1 protein-coding gene and 1 pseudogene are annotated in these 1,034 nt (G+C 61.6%); both read left to right on the top strand.

Features of this window, described 5'->3' with window-relative positions:
* The first annotated feature begins 51 nt into the window (after window positions 1–51).
* Complete coding sequence (locus tag AABA86_RS33695) at window positions 52–432, top strand: VOC family protein (RefSeq protein ID WP_338309808.1); 381 nt, start codon at window positions 52–54, stop codon at window positions 430–432.
* A gap of 216 nt (window positions 433–648) precedes the next feature.
* A pseudogene (locus AABA86_RS33700) lies at window positions 649–1,034 on the top strand (acyl-CoA dehydrogenase); the annotation flags it as partial.

Here is a 1,034-nt window from a genome sequence, read left to right on the forward strand (position 1 = left end):
TTTGCCCACCCCACGGCTTCTCGTTTTGTCAGCGCAGAAGGGAATGGGCAAATGTTCTCACACATCATGATCGGCACCAACGATCTCGACAAGGCCAAGACGTTCTACGACGACCTGCTGAGCACGCTCGAAGTGCGTCCGGCCAGGGTCGACGGCCACCGCATCTTCTACATCACCAAGACCGGCGTGTTCTCGGTGTCGAAGCCGATCAACGGCGAGCCGGCGACGTGCGCGAACGGTGGCACGATCGGCTTTGCCTGCAATTCGCCGGAGCAGGTCGACAAATGGCACGCAGCCGGCATCGCGGCCGGTGCCAAATCGATCGAGGATCCGCCCGGCATCCGCCAGGGCCCCGGCGGCAAGCTCTATCTCGCCTATTTGCGCGACCTCGACGGCAACAAGATCTGCGCGATGCATCGAATGCCGAACTAGCCACACATCCAGTGTCGTCCCCGCGAAAGCGGGNNCTTGTCCGGGACGACACCGGCGAGGGAGCGCCGCCCTCCACGCCATTCAAACAACATTTCAAACGCCCTCGCCATATTCCATCGCGTGGCAAGACTCCGCGTGAAAAATGCGCGCTCGCACTTTGGCCGCGCTGCGACTATTCTCAGCCCCAGAACGATCTCAGCGTCCCCGGGAGGAACAATGACAAAACACACCTACATTCCCCGCACCACCAACTACACCCTCAATCCCGGCGACGAGCTCAACGACCTCCGCATGTCGGACCAGGTCCGGCCGCTCTACGATCACGTCAAGAAGTTCATCCGCGACACCGTCGAGCCGATGTCGATCGAGTTCGCCAAGGCCGGCGAGGGCAAGGAGGATCGCTGGAGCTTCACGCCGAAGCAGCTCGAGGTGCTTGAAAAGGCCAAGAACAAGGCCAAGCAGGAAGGCCTCTGGAACTTCTTCCTGCCCGATGACGAGACCGGCCAGGGCCTGAAGAATCTCGACTACGCCTATATCGCCTCGGAGCTCGGCAAGAGCCCGCTGGCGTCCGAGAGCATGAATTGCTCGGCGCCCGACACCGG

Source organism: Bradyrhizobium sp. TM233, from assembly GCF_036247965.1.
Classification (GTDB): Bacteria; Pseudomonadota; Alphaproteobacteria; order Rhizobiales; family Xanthobacteraceae; genus Bradyrhizobium; species Bradyrhizobium ottawaense.

Bases quoted from the DNA above. Each gene is read 5' to 3' on its own strand.
- AABA86_RS33695 (WP_338309808.1), top strand. From the start codon at position 52: ATGTTCTCACACATCATGATCGGCACCAACGATCTCGACAAGGCCAAG.